The 18,332-nt window shown below is 72.5% G+C and carries 16 protein-coding genes and 1 tRNA gene; 6 read left to right on the plus strand and 11 right to left on the minus strand.

All coding sequences use genetic code 11. From position 1 onward, the window contains the following. Nucleotides 1-108: 108 nt before the first annotated feature. Nucleotides 109-615, plus strand: coding sequence for an inorganic diphosphatase (locus tag HS048_RS03330; protein WP_068902481.1), 507 nt, complete (start codon nt 109-111; stop codon nt 613-615). Between the two features lie 18 nt (nt 616-633). On the opposite strand, the gene HS048_RS03335 is transcribed toward HS048_RS03330, so the two are convergent. The 8 genes from HS048_RS03335 to HS048_RS03370 all read right to left on the minus strand — a co-directional run bounded on the left by HS048_RS03335 (nt 634) and on the right by HS048_RS03370 (nt 11,749). Beyond that, entirely contained in the window at nt 634-1,899 is a 1,266-nt protein-coding gene (locus HS048_RS03335; protein WP_230880708.1) for a C40 family peptidase, read from the minus strand. Nucleotides 1,900-2,157: 258 nt separating this feature from the next. Then, complete coding sequence (locus HS048_RS03340; RefSeq protein WP_196466120.1) at nt 2,158-3,675, minus strand: sigma-70 family RNA polymerase sigma factor; 1,518 nt, start codon at nt 3,673-3,675, stop codon at nt 2,158-2,160. Nucleotides 3,676-3,826: 151 nt separating this feature from the next. After that, on the minus strand, nt 3,827-4,654 hold the full coding sequence (locus HS048_RS03345; RefSeq protein ID WP_230881785.1) for a hypothetical protein: 828 nt from the start codon (nt 4,652-4,654) through the stop codon (nt 3,827-3,829). 202 nt (nt 4,655-4,856) lie between these two features. Further along, nucleotides 4,857-6,467, minus strand: coding sequence for an ABC-F family ATP-binding cassette domain-containing protein (locus HS048_RS03350; protein ID WP_068902472.1), 1,611 nt, complete (start codon nt 6,465-6,467; stop codon nt 4,857-4,859). Between the two features lie 82 nt (nt 6,468-6,549). Further along, nucleotides 6,550-8,166 (minus strand): methyl-accepting chemotaxis protein, encoded by a 1,617-nt coding sequence (locus HS048_RS38450; RefSeq protein WP_196466121.1) that lies wholly within the window; start codon nt 8,164-8,166, stop codon nt 6,550-6,552. 12 nt (nt 8,167-8,178) lie between these two features. Continuing rightward, nucleotides 8,179-9,159: an alpha/beta fold hydrolase gene (locus HS048_RS03360; protein WP_230880709.1), complete on the minus strand. Its 981-nt coding sequence runs from the start codon at nt 9,157-9,159 to the stop codon at nt 8,179-8,181. Nucleotides 9,160-9,285: 126 nt separating this feature from the next. After that, the gene (locus tag HS048_RS03365) at nt 9,286-10,704 is read right to left on the minus strand and encodes a SulP family inorganic anion transporter (protein WP_196467770.1); all 1,419 of its coding nucleotides are present in this window, start codon (nt 10,702-10,704) and stop codon (nt 9,286-9,288) included. 586 nt (nt 10,705-11,290) lie between these two features. Continuing rightward, nucleotides 11,291-11,749, minus strand: coding sequence for a MarR family winged helix-turn-helix transcriptional regulator (locus tag HS048_RS03370; RefSeq protein WP_068900502.1), 459 nt, complete (start codon nt 11,747-11,749; stop codon nt 11,291-11,293). Nucleotides 11,750-11,881: 132 nt separating this feature from the next. Here HS048_RS03370 and HS048_RS03375 point away from each other — a divergent pair, with 132 nt between their 5' ends. Further along, nucleotides 11,882-12,919 carry an SMP-30/gluconolactonase/LRE family protein gene (locus HS048_RS03375; RefSeq protein WP_196466122.1) on the plus strand — a complete coding sequence of 346 codons (1,038 nt, stop codon included), beginning with the start codon at nt 11,882-11,884 and terminating at the stop codon, nt 12,917-12,919. Nucleotides 12,920-12,929: 10 nt separating this feature from the next. Here HS048_RS03375 and HS048_RS03380 read toward each other — a convergent pair whose 3' ends face one another. Continuing rightward, nucleotides 12,930-13,472: a DUF3995 domain-containing protein gene (locus tag HS048_RS03380; protein ID WP_307832353.1), complete on the minus strand. Its 543-nt coding sequence runs from the start codon at nt 13,470-13,472 to the stop codon at nt 12,930-12,932. Between the two features lie 198 nt (nt 13,473-13,670). On the opposite strand from HS048_RS03380, the gene HS048_RS03385 reads away from it, so the two are divergent. Both HS048_RS03385 and HS048_RS03390 read left to right on the plus strand, forming a co-directional pair. Next, a complete protein-coding gene (locus HS048_RS03385; protein ID WP_196466123.1) occupies nt 13,671-15,041 on the plus strand; it encodes a hypothetical protein in 1,371 nt (456 codons plus the stop codon). A gap of 159 nt (nt 15,042-15,200) precedes the next feature. Continuing rightward, the gene (locus HS048_RS03390) at nt 15,201-15,599 is read left to right on the plus strand and encodes a hypothetical protein (protein ID WP_068900498.1); all 399 of its coding nucleotides are present in this window, start codon (nt 15,201-15,203) and stop codon (nt 15,597-15,599) included. Between the two features lie 308 nt (nt 15,600-15,907). On the opposite strand, the gene HS048_RS03395 is transcribed toward HS048_RS03390, so the two are convergent. Continuing rightward, entirely contained in the window at nt 15,908-16,876 is a 969-nt protein-coding gene (locus HS048_RS03395) for a YafY family protein (RefSeq protein ID WP_068900494.1), read from the minus strand. 63 nt (nt 16,877-16,939) lie between these two features. Between HS048_RS03395 and HS048_RS03400 the strand changes: the two genes are divergently transcribed. After that, a complete protein-coding gene (locus tag HS048_RS03400) occupies nt 16,940-17,326 on the plus strand; it encodes a VOC family protein (protein ID WP_068900492.1) in 387 nt (128 codons plus the stop codon). A 152-nt stretch (nt 17,327-17,478) separates the two neighbouring features. On the opposite strand, the gene HS048_RS03405 is transcribed toward HS048_RS03400, so the two are convergent. Beyond that, nucleotides 17,479-17,555: transfer RNA gene (locus tag HS048_RS03405), tRNA-Thr, on the minus strand. 239 nt (nt 17,556-17,794) lie between these two features. Between HS048_RS03405 and lepB the strand changes: the two genes are divergently transcribed. Further along, the gene (gene lepB, locus HS048_RS03410) at nt 17,795-18,331 is read left to right on the plus strand and encodes a signal peptidase I (protein WP_196466124.1); all 537 of its coding nucleotides are present in this window, start codon (nt 17,795-17,797) and stop codon (nt 18,329-18,331) included. The last annotated feature ends 1 nt before the right edge of the window (nt 18,332 follow it).

Consider the following 18,332-nt stretch of genomic DNA (forward strand, 5'->3'; position numbering starts at 1 on the left):
ACGCCGCATCATGTCGCCGGCCTCTCATCGATCCTCAGTAACCAATTACGCCTACGAGACATTAACGCCCGACCGGGACTGCCCGGGGGCTTGAGCGGAGGAACCGCGGTGGAGTTCGACGTTCTCGTTGAGATTCCCAAGGGACAACGGAACAAGTACGAGGTGGACCACAAGACCGGCCGGATGCGGCTGGACCGGATGCTCTTCACCTCCACGCAGTACCCCGCCGACTACGGCTTCATCGAGGGCACGCTCGGCGAGGACGGCGACCCCCTGGACGCCCTGGTGCTGCTCCAGGAGCCGACCTTCCCCGGCTGCCTGATCCAGTGCCGCGCGGTGGGCATGTTCCGGATGACCGACGAGAAGGGCGGCGACGACAAGGTCCTGTGCGTCCCCGCCACCGACCCCCGGATGGAGCACATCCGCGACATCCACCACGTGCCCGAGTTCGACCGCCTGGAGATCCAGCACTTCTTCGAGGTCTACAAGGACCTGGAGCCCGGCAAGTCCGTCGAGGGCGCCAACTGGGTCGGCCGGGTGGAGGCCGAGGAGGAGATCGTCCGCTCCATCCAGCGCGCCAAGGACGACGAGAACGGCGGGCACGGGGAGCACTGAGCCCGGCGTCCGCACGGGTCAGGTGGGACGGGTCGCGCCGACGAGGTCGCTGCGCCAGATCGGCGCGATCCGCACGACGTCCCCGGTGCGCGGGGCGTGGACCATCATGCCGCCGCCGATGTACATGCCCACGTGGTGGATGTCGCCCGGATTGCGGGTGATCCGGCCGAAGAACACCAGGTCGCCCCGGCGGAGCCGGTCGAGCGGCACGTGCGGGCCCGAGGTCCACTGCGTGCCCGTCCAGTGGTCGAGCCGGACGCCGACCCGCTCCCACGCCCGCATGGTCAGCCCCGAGCAGTCGTAGCTGCCCGGCCCGTCCGCCGCCCAGACGTACGGCTTGCCGAGCTGGGTGAGCGCCCAGTCCGCGGCGATGTCGCCCCGGGCCGAGGAGCCCGGGCCGGACGCCCAGCCGGAACCGTCTCCTCCGCCTCCTCCGCCGTCCCCGTTGCGGATCCCGTTGCGGGCCCGCTCCCGCCGGAGCGCCGCGCGCCGCGCCCGCTCCTGGGCCGCGCGCTCGCGGGCGATCCGGGCCCGTTCCAGCGCCTCCGCCCGTTCTCTGGCCAGCCGGTCGGCGGTACTGCGCGCCGCGTCCGCCCGCCGCTCCAGCACCGCCCGCTCCACCGCCAGCCGGCGGGTCTGCGCGACCTGCTCGGCCACCGCGCGTTCCGCCGCCGACTTCGCCGCGTCCGCGCGCTCCGCCGCCGCCCGCCGCTCGGCGTAGGCCTCCGCCGCCTGCTCCTGGAAGACGACGAGCACCTCCCGGGCGTCGCGCAGCTCCCTGAGCCGCGCGGCCTGCCCGCCGCCCACGTGGGCCATGACGCTCATCCGCTGCAGGTAGCCCGCGTCCGCGCCACCGCCGCCCACGTCGGCCATCAGGCCCATCATCGGGTCCATCCCGCCGTAGCTCTGGGCGGCGAGCGCGGCCACCGCCCGGCGGGAGTCCTCCACCTGGGCGCCGGCCGCACGGACCTGCTCGTCCGCCCGCCGCTGGCGCTCCTCCGCCTCGGCCAGCCGTACCAGCTCGCCGTTGTAGGCCTCGATCAGCTTCTCCGCCCTGGCCGTCAGCCCCTCGAGTTCGGCCTCGGCCTCGGCAAGCAGGGCCGTGGCCGTGCCGAGCCGCCTGTCCTGTTCGCGGGCCTCGGCGCTCGCGCGGGCCACCTCGTCGGCGGACGGGCCGGGGCTGCCGGGCGCGGCGTCGGCCGGGAGGCCCGCCACCACGAGCAGGGCGCAGACCAGACCGGCCACCACGGTGGCGCCGCGGCGCCGCTTCTCGACGGACTGCATGCATCACCCTCCTGGACCGCCGCACGCCTCCGCGGCGTACGGCGCCAGCCAGGATCACGCTCCGTCACTCTCCGAACAAGCACGACAGGCGCGCTGTAATCAACCCAGGTAATCAGCAAGGACAGAGAAGACGTTGTATTCACCTGTCCGGGACGGAGACCCGCGAAGACGGGCATCGCCGCGCCGGAGCCGGTCCCACGGGTTCGCCGTCCCGAAGGGGGCGGCCGACCGCGCGGGCGTCTCCGGACCGGAGCGGTCTCACGGGTTCGCCGTCCCGGAGGGGGCGGCCGACTGCGCGGGCGTCTCCGACGCGGTCGGCGTGGCCGACGTGTCCGGGGTCGGCGGCGGGGTCACCGGGGCGGGCGGTGTCGTCGCCGACGTCGCCGGCGGTGTCGACGGCGGCTTCGGTGCGGAGGTGGACGGCGAAGGGGCCGGCTTGGGGGTCGGGCAGGGCTTGGGGCCCGGCCGTCCTCCCTGGTGGTCGCGGGGCGGCTGCGCCGGAGCGGTCGGCCTCCCCGCCGGCGGGCCGTCCGGGGCCGGAGGGGCGGGCCGCCACGAGGGCCCTACGGGGCCGGGCCGGTCGGGGCGGTCGGGGCGGTCGGGCCTCACCCCCGGGAAGAACCGGCCCGGCAGCGCCTCCGGCCCGGCCGCGCCCGCCTGCTGCCCGGTTCCCGTCTGCTGCCCGGCGCCTGACGGCCCCGTGGGCCCGAGGGCGTGGGCGACCAGCTCCGGAGGAGCGGACTCCAGGGCCATCGGGCGCTCTCCGGCCTCGGCGCTCCACGGCAGGCGTACGCCCGGAGCCCCGCCCGCCGCGGGGAGGACCCCGGAGGCGATGCCCGAGGGCTCCCCACCGGGCCCCCCGCCGAAGTTGACGAAGATCATGGCGATTGCGGCCGCAGCCGCGACCGCAGCCGCCGCACCGGCCAGCGCACGAACCCGGCCAGGGTCCCGGCGAGCCCTCGCGGGGGGAAACCCGGCGGCGTCGAGGACGCCGATCCGCCCGGCGGCGTAACGTCGGTAGGGGACGAGCTCGGGGTCGGTGAAGCAGCTCATCACCCGCACGCGTACGGTGTCCGGCAGGGTCACCCCGGGCAGCAGGTCGAAGACCTTGACCGCGGAGATCTGCCGGGACCGGTGCGGCGTGCAGGTGTCGCACCGGTTGACGTGGGCGACCATCCGCTCGCGCGTCTCCGGCGTGAGCTCACCGGAGAACCCGCCCAGGATCTCCGCCCGCTCCACGCAGTCGTAGGGCCCCTTGCGGGCGAGGAACTCCGCGGTCACCGCGTCGCGCAACCGGTCCTTGGCGGATTCGAGCAGGCGCTCGGCGTCCCGGTCCGGGATCCGCATCACCGCGGCGGCGTCGGCGACGTCCAGGCCGTGCCGGGCGACCAGCTCGAGGATCTCGCGGTCCTCCTCCGACAGGCCCCGGACGGCGTTCCAGGCCACCACCCCCAGGTCGGCGTCGCCGCCGCGCGGGACGGGCAGCTCCTCGGTCGCCGCCTCCCCCTCCCGGCCCTCCGCGGCCGCGCGCAGCCGCAGGCACTGCTCGCGGGCGAGGGCGTACAGCCACGCCTTCAGCCGCCCGGCGTCGGCGAGCACGTGGACGCGGTCCTCGGCGGTGATCAGGGTGTCCCGGAGGGCCACCTGGGCACCGTCCGAATCACCCAGCAGGGACCGGCAGTAACGGTAGACACCCTCGGCGTAGGAGTCGTAGAGCGCGGCGAGGGCGCCCGCATCACGGGCGCGCAGGGCTTCGACCAGGACGCTGTCGTTCATGTAGCAGACGGTAATAGCGCTGTAACTACAAGTTCCACCGATTCCCGGAAGACACGGCAACCGTATTCAGAATGTTAACAACCCCTGCAAAAAATGCCGCATTTCGCACATTCTTAAATCTTAGTTAATAGTCATTTTCCGGAATTAACGGTCACGGGGTGGCGGTCTCACCCGGCAGGGCCCGCCGCCCCCGGTCCTCCTCGAACGGAGAGGTCGTCGGCTTGACGGTGTGCACCGGGACCGCGCCGCCCAGCGCCAGCTCCTCGTACGGCCGGCTGCTCGACCCCCACGTCCGCGCGACCACCTCGGCCCCGGCCACCTTGCCGGGGTCGGCGACGCTCTCGATGTCCAGCAGGAAGCGGCGCCTGCGGTTCTCCCGGACGTCGTCCACGAACGTCGTCCCCCCGCCGAGCAGCCGGCCCGCCGAATCGCGCAGCAGCGCGGTCACCGCCAGAGTCCCCGCGGGGAGCCGGTACGGCGTGCCGACGTACCCGGTGACCAGGTAACCGCCGTCCTTCGGCCGTCCGGTCCGCACCCCGGAGACGGGGAACGGCTTGAAGGCCGAGACGATGCGGCCCGCCCTGCGCCACTCGGCCGGGCGGTAGCCGATGGTCACCTTCGCGGGCTTCTTCACCGCGAGCGCCTGCCCGGTGAAGGCGAGTGACCCCGCCGGGGGCACCGCGTCGAGCGGCTGCTCCATCCGGACGACCTCCTTGCCCCGGGCGTCCAGCCCCACCACCGTGACGACCACGTGCTCGCCGAAGTGCCAGGGGTTGGGGTTGGCCAGCACCCCGGCCCAGTTCACCACGTACCCGTCGTGGCGGTCCTCGCTCCGGACGACCGAGGAGACCTCCTCCGCGACCGTGAGCGCCCGGAGCCCGGGGGCGTCGTCGTCCTGCCTGCGCTCGCTCGCGCAGCCGGTGAGGAGGATCAGGGTGAGGGCGCCGAGGACGCCGGCGGTTCGGGTGATGTAGGCCACCCAGCCGTCATAGTCCCCGGCCGCGCGCGTCCTCCCCGGACACGCGGGGTTCAAGCGAACTCTTTAGCCCCGCTGCCGCAGACCTTGCCGATCGGCCCGGCTCCGGCGGACCCGCCGGAGCCTCCGACCGCGGGACCGGAGACCGGAGACGCCGGCCCCCGCCCGCCGGGACGCCGGCCCCTGCCCCGGCCCCGGCACCGGCTCAGCGCTTCCTGACGACCCGGCTCTCGTCCCAGACCGGCTCCGGTGCCTCGTACACCCTCCCGTCGGAGCCGAAGACCAGGTAGCGGTCGAAGTCCTCGGCGAACCACCGGTCGTGGGTGACCGCGACCACGGTCCCGTCGAAGGCGTCCAGGCCCTGCTGCAGCGCCTCGGCACTGGCCAGGTCCAGGTTGTCGGTCGGCTCGTCCAGCAGCAGCATCGTGGTCCCGGACAGCTCCAGCAGCAGGATCTGCAGCCGTGCCTGCTGACCTCCCGACAGGGTCTCGAACCGCTGCTCGGCGATGGTCCCGGCCAGCTCGTAGCGGGCCAGCGCCTTCATCGCCTCGTTCTTCAGCCGCGCGTGCTCGGTCATGACGATCTCGCACGGGGTCCGGCCGAGGAGCTCCGGCCGGGCGTGGGTCTGCGCGAAGTGCCCGGGGACGACCCGCGCGCCGAGCCTGGCCGTACCCGTGTGCCGGACGTCCTCCCCGGCGAGCAGCCGCAGGAAGTGCGACTTGCCGGAGCCGTTGGAGCCCAGCACCGCGACCCGCTCGCCGTACCAGATCTCCAGGTCGAACGGCTTCATCAGGCCGGTGAGCTCCAGCCGCTCGCAGATCACCGCCCGCTTCGCGGTCCGGCCGCCCTTGAGCCGCATGCTGATGAGCTGGTCCCTCGGCGCGGCCTCCGGCGGCCCCGCCTCCTCGAACCTCCGCAGCCGCGTCTGCGCCGCGTGGTAGGCCGCGGCCATGCCGTCGTTGTACTTCGCCTTCTGCTTGAGCATGTTCACCAGCCGCTTGAGCTTGGCGTGCTCCTCGTCCCAGCGCTTCTTCAGCTCCTCCAGGCGCTCGTTGCGCTCCCTGCGCGCCTGGGCGTAGCTCCGGAAGCCGCCGCCGTGCACCCAGACGTTCCCCGACTCGACGGTGACGATCCGGTCGGCGGCGTTGGCCAGCAGCTCCCGGTCGTGGCTGACCAGCAGCACGGTCTTGGGCGTCTCGCGCAGCGCCTGCTCCAGCCAGATCTTCCCCGGCACGTCCAGGTAGTTGTCCGGCTCGTCCAGCAGCAGCGTCTGGTCCGGCCCGCGCAGCAGCGCCTCCAGCACCAGCCGCTTCTGCTCACCGCCCGACAGCGTGTTCACCTCGCGGTACTTGCACCGGTCGTACGGCATGCCGAGGGCCGCCATGGTGCAGGCGTCCCAGAGCACCTCGATGTCGTAGCCGCCCGCGTCGGTGTAGTCCGTGATGGCCTGCGCGTAGCGCATCTGGGCCTTCTCGTCCTCGCGCTCCATCATCACGAGCTCGGCGGCCTCCAGCCGCTCGGCCGCCTGCCGTACGCGCTCGGGGGCGACGCTCACCAGCAGGTCGTACACGCTCCGGCCGTCGCGGATGCCGCCGATGAACTGCCGCATGATCCCCAGTCCGCCGGAGCTGACGACGCTCCCCTCCACCGGCTGGAGGTCCCCGGCGATGAGCCGCATCAGCGTCGTCTTCCCGGCGCCGTTCGGCCCGACGAGCGCCGCCTTCACGCCGTCGCCGACCCGGAAGGACACGTCGTCCAGCAGCGGCCTGCCGTCCGGCAGGACGTATGTCAGATGCGCGACCTCGACGTGTGCCACAGCACTTCCCCCACTCTCAAGTCCTCGCGCAGGGTACATGCCGGTTTCGCCCTCGGGCACCCGGATTTCCGGCCGCCGGAGGTCAGACGGTGAAGCCGCCGACCAGGTCGCGCAGGGAGCGGCTCATGCCGGCGAGTTCGGCGGCGGCGTGGCGGGATTCGGCGACGCCTTCGGTGGTGACGGCGGTGGCCTGGGCGACGCCGGCGATGTTGGCGGCGATCTCGTCGCTGGAGGCGGCGGCGTCGGCGACGTTGCGGTTCATCTCGCCGGTGGTGGCGGTCTGTTCCTCGACGGCGGCGGCGATGGCGCTCTGGTGGTCGTCGATGCGGCCGGTGATGGCGCTGATGCGGTCGATGGCCTGGATCGCGCCGGTGACGTCGGCCTGGATGGCGGTGATGCGGCGGGCGATGTCCTCGGTGGCCTTGGCGGTCTCCTGGGCGAGGTCTTTGACCTCGCCGGCGACGACGGCGAAGCCCTTGCCGGATTCGCCGGCGCGGGCGGCCTCGATGGTGGCGTTGAGGGCGAGCAGGTTGGTCTGCTCGGCGATGGAGGTGATGGTCTTGACGACGTTGCCGATCTCGGTGCTGGAGGCGCCCAGGCGGGTCATGAGGGTGTTGGTGGTGGTGGCGGCGGTGACGGCTTCGGTGGTGACGGAGGCGGCTTGGGAGGTGCTGGTGGAGATGTCGCGGATGGCGGCGCCCATCTCCTCGCCGCCGGCGGCGACGATGCGGACGTTGTGGGAGACGTCGGCTGCGGCGGCGGCGACGAGGCCGGACTGGGCGCTGGCCTCTTCGGCGGAGGCGGCGATGCGTTCGGAGACCTGGGACAGGTGTGCGGAGGAGTCGGCCAGTGCGTCGCTGTGGGCGATGACGGTGGAGACGGTGGTGCGCAGGGACTCGGTGGTGTCGTCCAGCGCGCGGCCGAGGCGGCCGAGCTCGTCGCGGCGGGTCATGCCCAGGCGGACGGTCAGGTCGCCGCGGGCCACCCGGGCCAGGGCGTCCATCACGACGGTCAGCGGGCGTACCACCGAGCGGGTCACCCGGACGCTGAGCACCGCGGCCAGCAGCAGCGCGGCCGCCAGCGTGCCCCACAGCACCCGCCGGCCCGTGTCCTCCACCTGCCCGACCTCCTTCTCCAGCAGGGCGATGCGGTCGCCGAGCGACTTCTGCAGGCTCTGGGTGATCTCGACGCCCACCTCCCACGCCTCTCCGCCCGCGCCCTCGTTGATGCTGTCCATCGCCGCGGCACGGCCCTCGCGCGTGTCCTGCCGGAGCAGTTCGACGATCTTGTCGTCCTCGACGAAGAACTTCTCCCAGGCGGGCTTCAGCTCGTCGAACCGCGCCCGCTCGGCCGGGGTCAGGTACTGCACGTGGGCGTTGTCCAGGGTGGCGAAGAGCGCCTTCTCCGTCTCCATCAGGCCCGCGCGGTTGTAGGAGTCGGGTGCGGTGGCCTGCTCGCCCCCGTAGGCCCCGGCGTCGGCCACCACCAGTCCCTGCCAGCTCGTGGCGTCGGCGACGTGGTAGGCGAAGGTCTGGATGTCGTCCTCGACCCGCTCCAGCCGGTCCATCCGCGCGTTGATCTCCGCCTGGCAGTCCATCCCCCACTGGCCCGCGCCGACGGCGGCCCCGATCAGCAGGGATACCAGCAGGAAGGCGAGGCCCAGCCGTCTGCCCACTCCGAGGTCCTCGACGCGCGACATGAGGTGTTCTTCCTAACGTTGGAGATACCGGTGCTCGTCAGTCGGATCGGCCGCGGAACGCGGAAACTGAGGGCCCGGGGTCTCCGTTCTTCCCCGGCCGCCCCTCCGCCGCCACCCGTGGGAGGGGGCACCGCCGAGGCGGTCGAGGAAGTCCGCGACGAGCGGGGCGATCCGGCCGAGCTCCTCCTCCAGGGCGAAGTGCCCCGTGTCGAACAGGTGCAGCTCGGCCTCCGGCACGTCCCTCAGGTAGGCCCGGGCCCCCGCCTCGGTGAAGAAGGGGTCGTTCCGGCCCCAGGTGACCAGGGTCGGCGGCCGGTGGTCGCGCAGCCACGCCTGCCACTCGGGATAGCGGGCGACGTTGCCCCGGTAGTCGAGCGCCAGCGCGATCTGCGCCTCCTTGCGGCCGGGCAGGTCGAGGAAGTGCTGGTCGAGGGTCCAGCCGCCGGGGTCGATCGACGCGAGGTCGCGCACGCCGGTCTCGTACTGCCCCCGGGTGCCCTCCAGGGTCAGCAGTGCGAGGATCCGCTTCTCCTGTCCGGGCCGGAGCGCGATGAAGTCCCGCGCCACCGCGCTGAGCCCCTCCTCGTAGGCGTTGCCGTTCTGCACTACCAGGCCCGTGATCCGCTCCGGGTGCCGTACGGCCAGGCGGAAGCCGACCGGCGCCCCGAAGTCGAACATGTAGAGCGCGAACCGGTCCAGCCCCAGCCGGTCCACGAAGCCCTCGACCACGTCGGCGAGCCGGTCGAAGGAGTGGTCGAACCCGGCCGGGACCTCGGTGTGCCCGAAGCCGGGGTAGTCGGGCGCGACCAGGTGGTAGCGGGTCCCGAGCGCGTCGATCAACCGGGTGAACTGGTGCGACGCGGACGGGAAGCCGTGCAGCAGCAGGAGCGTGGGCGCGTCCCGGGGGCCGGCCTCCCGGTAGAAGACGCGCACCCCGTCCACGTCCGCGAACCGGTGGGAGATCCTCGCCACGTCCATCTCGGGTGCCTTCATCTCGGGCATCTCGGGTGCCTCTCGTTCGACGACCCCTCCGTTATAGCGAGCGATCTTCTAACGGGTCAATAGCTATTTATCCGTTAGAACCGCGAGACTCCCGCCGGCCGCCGGAACCGGTGCCCGTCAGTGCTCCCCGGAGAGCTCCCCGCTCAGCATGCCGTGGATCTTCGCACTGGGCCGGTTCAGGCCGGTGATCTCCACGGTCTTGCCCCGGGCGGCGTACTTCGTCTCGATCGCGTCCAGCGCGGCCACCGAGGAGGCGTCCCAGATGTGCGCGCCGGACAGGTCGATGACCACGTGGTCCGGGTCCCCGGCGTAGTCGAACCGGTGGACCAGGTCGTTGCTGGAGGCGAAGAAGAGCTCCCCGGTGACGGCGTAGATCGCGTGACCGCCCTCGGGGTCGGTGACCGCGGTGACATCGGCCAGCCGGGCGACCCGCCGCGCGAAGATCACCATGGCGGTGACGGAGCCGACGACCACGCCGACGGCCAGGTTGTGGGTGGCCACCACGACCGCGACCGTGGTCGCCATCACGACGGTCTCGCCGTACGGCATGCGCCAGAGCGTGGCCGGGGCGACCGAGTGCCAGTCGAAGGTGCCCACGGAGACCATGATCATCACCGCGACCAGGGCGGCCATCGGGATCTGCGAGACCCAGGGGCCGAACACCACGCACAGGACCATCAGGAAGACCCCGGCGGTGAACGTCGAGAGCCGGGTCCGGGCACCGCTGGTCTTGACGTTGATCATCGTCTGGCCGATCATCGCGCAGCCGCCCATGCCGCCGAAGAACCCGGTCACGATGTTGGCGACGCCCTGGCCGACGGCCTCGCGCGTCTTGCTGGAGCGGGTGTCGGTGATGTCGTCGACGAGCTTGGCCGTCATCAGCGACTCCATCAGCCCGACCAGCGCGAACGCCAGCGCGTACGGCGCGAGCAGGGTGAGGGTGTCCAGGGTGAACGGCACGTCCGGCAGGCCGGGGACCGGCAGCGAGGAGGGCAGGGCGCCCCGGTCGCCCACGGTCGGCACGGCGATCGCGGCGCCGACGGTCAGGGCGGTCAGCGCGGCGATGGAGACCAGCGGCGCCGGGACCGCCCTGGTGAGGCGCGGGAAGAGCACCATGAGGGCCAGCGCTCCGCCCACCAGCGGGTAGACCGCCCACGGCACGTCGCGCAGCTCGGGCACCTGCGCCATGAAGATCAGGATGGCCAGGGAGTTGACGAAGCCCACCATGACGCTGCGCGGCACGAACCGCATCAGCTTCGCCACGCCGAGCGCGCCGAGCACGATCTGGATCACCCCGCCGAGGATGACGGTGGCGATCAGGTGACCGAGGCCGTACTCACGGGCGAGCGGCGCGACCACCAGGGCGATCGCGCCGGTCGCCGCGGAGATCATCGCGGGCCTGCCGCCTGCGACGGCGATCACCACGGCCATGGTGAAGGAGGCGAACAGTCCGACGCTCGGGTCGACCCCGGCGATGATGGAGAAGGAGATCGCCTCGGGGATCAGCGCGAGCGCGACCACCAGGCCGGCGAGCATCTCGGTGCGGGCGACCTTCGGCGAGAGCCAGGCCGGGCGGGGAAGGCGCGGCCGGGGGACCGGCGGCGTCGATGGAGTCTGCAACAGTCGACCTCAGGGGTTCCGGGCGCCTCCCGGCGGACCGGAACGCGCGGCAGAGCACACCCGGCGGGCCCGGCGGGCCGTACCGGGACCGCCCGCGCACGTTCGCGGGCGTGGGAACGGTGGGCTCCCGCGGGAATCCGCGGGCGCAGGACGGTGGGAGAACGGCGGGCGTTCACGGGCGCAGGACGATGGGCCCGCGGACGTTCACGGGCGCAGGACGGCGGGAGAACGGCGGGCGACGGGCCGGAGCCCGGGTCACCGGCTCAGCGGATCACGGCGGACAGCAGGCGGCAGGCGGTACGGGCACGCGCGCGTCCTTCTCCTCGGAAGATCGTGGTCCACGGAGACGCGCCGGCGCGTCCACCTCGGCGGAGAGCCCGGGCAGCGCCCCTGGCTCCAACGGGGAAACCCGCAGAGGTCTTCCCGATCGCCCGCAACTTTACCCTGCCGCTCCGCGGCGCTTCGGCTCAGGGGACCCGGCGCCGGAGCGGGCGGGATCGCCTCACGGCCTCCTCCGGCCCGGATGCCAGCTCGGACGCTCCGACTGGAGGAAGCCGGTGCAGCGGCCCAGGAGGGCGATCAGCGTCTCCCGCTCCTCCTGGGTGAACTCGGCGGCCAGGCCCCGCTCGACCCGCACCGCGCGGGCGTCCCCGTCGGCCAGCACCTCCTCGCCCTTCGCGGTGAGGCGGGTCTCCAGGATGTTCCGGTGCCACTCGTGCGGGGTGCGCTCGATGAGGCCGCTCTCCTGGAGGTTCTTGAGCACGGTGTTCATCGTCGGCGGGGTGACCGCGCACGCCCTGGCCAGCGCGGCGGCCGAGATGCCGGGGTTCTGCGCGAGGTGCAGCAGGGCCGCGTACTGCGGCACCGTCAGCCCGGCCGGTTTCAACGCGGCGTGCTTGGCCGCGGTGAGCGCTTGTTCGGCGCGCTTGAGATGGGAGCCCAGACGCTCGGGAACCGGCATCGACGTCACCCCCGCATGCTAACGGCCCAGAACGTTCGCCTGTTGACGAGCATTAGAGTTCTAATTACTGTACCGACTCGTATTGATCACAGTGTTCTCATGAAGCCGGTAACGGCCGAACGGAGAGGCAGCATGTCCCGAGTTCACCAGCCCATCGCCGTCACGGCCGCGGCCCTCGCCGCGGCGCTCTCCCTGGTCCCCGCCGCCCAGGCCGCCCAGACCGCCCCGGCCCCCCGGACCGTCGTGACCGCACCGGCCGCGACGGCCTCCGAGTCGCGTGTCCGGATCTCCACCGCCCACGAGCTGCCCGGTGACCGGGTCTACCCCGAGGGCATCGCCGCCGACCCGCGCACCGGAGACCTCTACGCCGGGTCCTTCACCGACGGCACGGTCTTCAGGATGACCCCGGGCCGGCGGACCGCCCAGGTCTTCCTGCCCGCGGGCGCCGACGGGCGCGACACCGCCAACGGGCTGAAGGTGGACCGGGCCGGGCGGCTCTGGGTGACCGACTCCACCACCGGGGTGTCGGTGTACGACACCCGCAGCCGCCGCCTGCTGGCCCGCTTCGAGGTCCCCGGGCAGGAGCCGAGGTTCGTCAACGACCTCGCCCTAACCCCGGACGGGAGCGCCTACCTGACCGACAGCGTGCGCGCCGTGGTCTACCGCGTCACCCCGGCCCAGCTGTCCCGGGCGGCCGGCCGTACGGCGACGCTCACCCCCCGCTTCGACCTGACCGGTGTCCTCGATCCGCGCGAACCCGGCGCGTTCAGCCTCAACGGGATCGTCGCCGACCCCTCCGGGCGCCACCTGCTGACCGTGGACATGGTCGGCGGCGACCTCTACCGCCTCGACCCCGCCTCCGGCGCGGTCGCCAGGGTCGCCCTGCGCGGCGGCGACATGCTGCACGCCGACGGGCTGGAGCTGCAGGGCGGCAGGCTCTGGGCCGTGCACAACACCGACAACGCCGTCAGCCGGTGGCGGGTCACCGCGGACGGCACCGCCGCCCGGATGGAGCGGCGGGTGTCCGACGAGGCGCTGCAGCTCCCGACCACGCTGGTGCGGGTCCGCGGGACGCTCCACGTGGTCCGCTCGCAGTTCGACAAGGGCGGCCCGCTGGGCGAGGGCACCCCGCGGCGGCCCTTCACCATCGCCTCGGTGCGCGGCCTCTGAGCACCGGAGGTCAGGCGGACCGCCGTCCCCGGCCTCGTCTCGTGCGGGTGAGGCGCCATGCCGTCGCCGTCCACAGCAGGCCCCAGACGAGGAAGAACGGCGACCAGAGCAGCAGATCCCAGCGGGCCAGCTCGTGGGCCAGTTCGGTGTGACCGCCCGGCGGTGGCTGCAGACCGGTGAGCACCAGCGTGTCGCCGACGAATCCGTAGCCGACCGGGCCGAAGGCCCGCAGGACCATGAAGCCCCCGACCGTCCAGGTGACGGCGAGCAGGATCCGGCGTGGGACCCGCTCGCCCCACGGGCGCACGGTGGCGAGCGCGACGAGAACGCCGACGACCGCGACGGCGAACATGATCCAGTGGGCGGTCACGAACAGCGGATCACGCGCCAGCAGCCGCTGCCGCAGGTCGGGCGGTAACGGGTCCTTGTCCGCCAACGCGTTCGCGCCCAGCGCCTGGGCCAGCTTCATCAGACCGTAGGCCGCGGTGCACACGCAGGTCCCGTACGCGGCGTACGCGAGCGGTTCCCGGCGGACCTGCCCGCCGGGCGTCACCGCCCCGCTCCCGTCCGGCGGGATGACCCCGACCAGGCCTTCCGTGCAGCCATCGCCATCATCGCCATGCCGGATCAACGCACGTGCGAGACGATCAGTGCCCTCCCGGCGCGGGGTGAACGGTTCCGTACCCTCCCCGGTCGCCGTGGGACGCCCGTGCCTGTGATCGGTACGCTCACGGCGGGAAAGGGGGCGTCCATGCTTCTCGCCGTCGCGGCCGCGGCCGGGCTGACCTGGTGGCTCGGGTTCTACGTGATCGTGCGGGACTCCGGGGAACGCGGGCCACGGCGGGCGGGGCTGGGACTGCTGGCCTACGGCCTCGCGCTGGCGGTCGGCCAGGTACGCACCGCCCTGGAGGACGCCGGGACCGGAGCACCGGGCGGAGTTCTCGCCGAGGCGCAGGCCGGGCCCCTGACCGGGGTGCTGGCCGGAACCCAGGGGGTGATGATCCACCTGCCGGTGCTGCTGTGGACCGGAGCCGTGCTGACGCTGGTCCCCGGGAGCGAACGGCTGGACCGGGCCTGGTCGAGAGGGGTCGTCCCGGTCACGCTCGTCGCGCTCGCCTGGCTGGCGCTCTCCGGCCGGGGTGCGGAGGCGGACGTCGCGGTGCGGGCGGTGGCCGGCGTGCTGCTGCTGGCGCCGCTGGCCGGGGTGCTGGTGCTGCTGGTGCGGGCCAGGCCGCCCCGGGTCGGTCCGCTGGTGACGGTCGCCACCCTGTTCTTCGGGCTGGGCGCGGCGCTGCTGGTGTTCCCGCTGTCCGGGCCGGCCGGGCTGCTCGCCGTACTGGCCATCGACGTGGACATGGCCCTGCTGGGCGTGGCCATCGCGATGTCCAGCGCGTTCCAGGCGGGCGAGGCGCTCTGGCGCGACATGCTGCGCTCCCTGCTCGGGGCGGCGGTCGCGGCGGGCGCGACGGGCGGGCAGGTGGCCCTGGCCATCGTGCTCGGCGGGTCCACGCCCGCCCTGGCGGTGCTGCTCTTCGGGGTGGTCGCGGTGGCCGTGGCCGCGCAGACGCTGGCCGGGCCGGTGCACCGGGCCCTGGACCGGATCGCCTTCCCCGCGGACCCGGAGATCCGGCGTGAGCGGGCCGAGCTGCGGGACTCCTCCGAGGCGCTGCCCCGCCGCGAGCAGGGCCCGCCGCCGCTGGACGAGGCGGAGTTCACCCGCCTGACGCGGCGTGCCCTGGCGGGCTACGGCGATCTGGGCAAGCTCGCCGCCAGCCCGCTCGCCAACCTGCCGGTGATCGACGAGCGGATCACCGGGGACAGCCCCCTGGAGCGGGCGGCCGAGTTGCGGCGCCTGCTGCTGGAGAGCATCCAGCGGCTCAAGCCCCGGGACGGCGAGTTCGGCACCAGCGAGGAGTGGCGGTTCTACAACGTGCTCTACTTCCCCTACGTCCGGGGGCTGCGGCCCTACCGGCGCGGGGCGGTGCGCGACGGGCTCACCCCGGAGGAACGGAGGGCGTTCGACTGGTTCCTCCGCGAAGTCCCCGAACGCACGCTCTACAACTGGCAGAACGCGGCGGCCAAACTCGTCGCCGACGACCTCCGTACGGGAAATCGGCAGTGAATGGCAGTGCCGTGTCTGCAGTTGGCAGCGGGTGAGGCGGTGTGCTGAGGGCGTCCGAAGCCGACGCACTCACGAGGCACTCGCAGAGGCGTTCACGGACGCGTTCACGGACGCGTCCGCAGACGTGTCCGCGAAGGCCGCGCACCGAAGGAGAGACCGATGACCGCGACCGCCGTTCCCACCCGCCACACCCCCTTCCTGACCCGGGCGCTGCAGGCCGACACCGTCCTCACCGGAGGGTTCGGGATCATCCTGGCCGCCGCCGCGACCCCGCTGGCCGGCCTGCTCGGCCTCCCCGAGCCGCTGCTCCGCTGGGCCGGGATCGTCCTGCTGCCGATCACCGCGTTCCTCGCCTACCTGGCGACCCGTCCGGCTCCCCCCGTGCGGGGCGTCCAGACGGTGATCGCGATCAACGTGCTGTGGACCGTCGACAGCATCGCGCTGCTGTTCACCGGCTGGGTCGACCCGAACCCGCTCGGCGTCGCCTTCGTCGTGGCCCAGGCCATCGCGGTCGCCGGTTTCGCCGAGCTCCACCACATGGGGCTGCGCCGCAGGTGACGCCCCGGCCCGGTGCGGTTCCCAGGCCCCGGCGGGCGGACTCCCGGTTCGCCCGCCGGGGCCTTCCCGTGCGGGCGGGAAACCGCATGGCCGCCATCCGTCGCCCGTGGACACGCGGACCCCGAACTCCTCAGCTCGCAGCGGCTCCCTGGATCAGTCCGCGGACCCGGCGCCACGAGACACATCCGTGATCAAGGGCCGACAGGATTTCAGTCCCATACCGACCGAAGCGGACCTCATGAAGAAGCCTGCCTGGATGAAGTGAGCGAAAGGCCCCCACCGGGATCCGATGGGGGCCTTTACAGCGCCTACTGCGAGGACCGGCCGCCCCCGTTGTCCTCGAGCAGTTCCCGGGTACGGCGCAGCAGAGCCTCCCGGACGTCGTCCGGGGAGAGGACCCGTAACGGGGTGCCGAGGCCGAGGAGGTACCGGACGAGCTCGTCGGCGTCGTTGGCGCCGATTTCGACGATGGTGGCGTCGGGCCCGTCCGGGTGGTGGGTGCCGATCGTCGGCGGGACCAGCCGCAGGGCCTGGTCCATGGGGTGCGGGAGCCGGACCCTCCCGTAGAGGGGGTACACGACGCTCGCGATGCCCCGGGAGACGAGGAGAGCCGGGTCGGGCGGGTCGGCGAGTTCGACCGGCTGCCCGGTCGGCTGCACACGCACCACCCGGTCGGCCCGGAACGTCCGCCACTCGTCCCGGGCCACGTCCCGGGCGACGAAATACCAGCGGAGGCCCGTGCGCACCAGGCGGTAGGGGTCGACGTCCCGGACACTGCCCTTGCCCGCGTGGTCGCGGTACGACAGACGGGTGCGCTCGCCACCGCGGCAGGCGGCGGCCAGCTCCAGCAGCACGCCGGGGGAGATCTGACGCCCCTCGGGCCGGGGGGTGTGGACGAAGGTGGCGTCCATCTCACCCAGCCGGTCCGCGATCCGGGGCGGCAGGACCTGCCGCAGTTTCAGCAGCGCCGACACCGCCGCCTGGTCGCTGCCGAGGACGCCGCTGAGCGCGGCCTCGCGCAGTGCGACGGCCACGGCGAGCGCCTCCTCGTCGTCGAGGACCAGCGGCGGCACCCGGTTACCGCCGCCGAGGCGGTAACCGCCCCAGGGCCCGGGGTCGGACTCGATGCAGTAGCCGAGGTCCCGCAGCCGGGCGACGTCCCGCCGCACCGTGCGTCCGGTGACCGCCATCCGCTCGGCCAGTTCGTGGCAGGTCCAGGCCGGCCGTGCGGACAGCAGCGAGACCAGGCGCAGCAGGCGGGCGGAAGTGCTGATCACATCCCACAGTGTTCCCCATGACCAGGACCGAACCTGTCCTGGTCTCGTCCTAGTGTCCCTCCCATGAGTACCGGAACCACGACCGCACCGGCGATCCGCTTGCTGTCCATCGACTTCGACTGCCCGGACCCCGCCGAGCTGTCCCGTTTCTACGGCGAGGCCCTCGGCCTGCCCGTCGTCTACTCCAGCGACGACTTCGTCCTGCTCGGCCGGGAGGGTGCGCCGGGACTGGGTTTCATCCGGGTCGCCGACTACCGGCGTCCGACCTGGCCGGACCCTTCCCAGGGGAAGCAGGCGCACATGGAACTGGGCGTCGACGACCTGGAGGCGGCTCAGGCGAGGATGCTGGCCCTGGGTGCCGCGGAGCCCCCCGTCCAACCGCACCCCGAGGAGCGGAGGGTCCTGCTGGACCCCGCCGGCCACCCGTTCTGCATCTCCACGCAGAGCTGAACGTCACCGGCCGACGGCCACGGCCCGTCCCCGCGTCCAAGGCTCTTCGGTTCCCGATGCTGAGGCCGTGGTCACGCAGCCGGACACCCGGAGACAGTCACCCAGTCGGAAACGCAGAGACCCCCACCGGGAACCGGTGGGGGTCTCTGACCTGGAGCCGCCTTGGGGAATCGAACCCCAGACCCCTTCATTACGAGTGAAGTGCTCTGGCCGACTGAGCTAAGGCGGCGTGCCACGCGTGTGCCGCATGGCTGAGGGAAGTCTACATGGTTCCGGAGGGTCCGCGCGCCGTCGGATCGTCCGGCCCGGGGAGTGCGAGGCACCGCAGCCGACGAGGACCGCTCGATGTACGCGACCGGGGATGCCGTCGGCATGACCGAGACACGGCCACCCGGCGGACTAATAGGTCACCGTCCACCGCAAGGTTCCACGCGCTCGCCATGTCCGCTTCATGTCAATAATAGGTTAATGAACCTTTATGGGAAGATTATTCCGACCGCTCTTCTCCTCGTAGCGACGACCTGCGGCTGCGGGGTGGTACTCGATCGTGTCATCCCCTCGGCTCCCGAGAGGCACGCCTACATCATGGCTGGCGACGCCATGGCGCCCACGATCGAGAAGGACGACCGGGTGGCCGTCAGGATGGTCGACGGTGACTACGTTCCGGCGGCAGGCGACATCGTCGTCTTCGACGCGCGCTCCTGGGGTCTCGACGGCTCCTTCGTCCACCGCGTCACCGGCGTTCCGGGAAGCACCGTGGAATGCTGCGATGCGAAAGGCAGACAAGTGGTGGACGGCGTGCCCGCAGAGGAGGACTATCTTGCCGGCTCTCCCGGAAGGGGGCTTTTCGAAGTGGTGGTCCCCCCCGGACGGCTTTGGGTTCAGGGAGACAACCGTGAGACCGCCCTGGATTCGAGAGCGCACATGGGAGACCCCAGCGGTGGCACCATCGCGGTGTCCGACGTCATCGGGGTCGTCGAGCTCGATGGTTCCCAGCAGAAGTAAC

The sequence above is a fragment of the Planomonospora sp. ID91781 genome, assembly GCF_015711595.1.
Classification (GTDB): domain Bacteria; phylum Actinomycetota; class Actinomycetes; order Streptosporangiales; family Streptosporangiaceae; genus Planomonospora; species Planomonospora parontospora.